The sequence below is a fragment of the Leptospira noumeaensis genome, from assembly GCF_004770765.1.
In the GTDB taxonomy this organism is placed as follows: domain Bacteria; phylum Spirochaetota; class Leptospiria; order Leptospirales; family Leptospiraceae; genus Leptospira_A; species Leptospira_A noumeaensis.
Genome location: NZ_RQFK01000037.1, coordinates 1 through 1020, shown reverse-complemented (window position 1 = coordinate 1020; position 1020 = coordinate 1). Strand labels below are relative to the sequence as shown.

The following is a 1020-nucleotide window of genomic DNA, read 5'->3' as shown; positions in this document are numbered from 1 at the left end:
TGCAATTCGTAGGAAATAATATGAAAAAAACAAAATACTTTGGATTAATCTTAATTTTACTTCTGCATTTTTGTAAAGATCAGACAGAAAATTCAGAGCAAAATAACTTCATCTTTGTTAAAGGAAAAAATATTCATCTAAGGGTTCAACCCGATCAAAAATCAAAATCATTAGGCTTTTTGCAAGGAGGGAACAAACTTGAAATTGTCTCCGAATCTAATGATAAAACAAAAATAGATGAGTTTATAGGCAAATGGATTAAAGTTAAAGTTCTATCTGGCAAATTGAAGGATAACCAAGGTTTTGTTTTTAGTCAATTTACTCTAGAAAAAAACATTAGTCCTATCGATCTAATTTACAAAGAGACTGAAATTACAAAAAGGAATAAATTTCTAGAGAAATTAAAATTAGATTTTCCAGAATATGATGAAATCGGATTATATTCTTTTGATGAATTAATAAATTTTGAAATTTTTGTTAATGACTGTAAAGTTAAAAGAATCGACACCTCAGTCGGATTCGAACAAAAAGAGGAACTTATTAGAGAATTCCAAAACTTACAATCAAACTTTAGTGAAGCAGAATTTGAAAAAATGACTACTTGCGAATTTCTTTGGGCTAATTACTGTGGCGGCACAGATATTCTCCCTTACCCATACTTTTCATATTCTAACAAAAATTCAATTAAACAAATTATTTCCAGTCTTAACATCGAATCGGGTGATAAAGAAAATTGTTATCAGACAATTGATAATAAAAAATATTGTTTTCACATTTCAAAGACTAATGAAAAATTTCTAATTGGCGGATTGTGCCAAATGCACATTAATCAAAAATAAAAGCTGATACCTACGAACTGCATATAACAGCGGGGAAACGCTTCACTTCGGCACTGCCGGCCTCGTTCGGGCTACGCCACATTCCCTTTCTGTCACTCGTTTGCATCCGCAAACTCCGTGCCAGTCCCTAACGTCCCGTTGGGACTCAGGGTCAGGGAACGTCGTCTCCCCTAGTTCGTTA

The 1020-nt window shown here is 33.0% G+C and carries 1 protein-coding gene; it reads left to right on the top strand.

The window, feature by feature from the left end:
• The coding region (locus tag EHQ24_RS18860) for an SH3 domain-containing protein (RefSeq protein ID WP_208725867.1) at positions 1 to 839 on the top strand (839 nt) is incomplete at its 5' end.
• Positions 840 to 1020 lie beyond the last annotated feature (181 nt).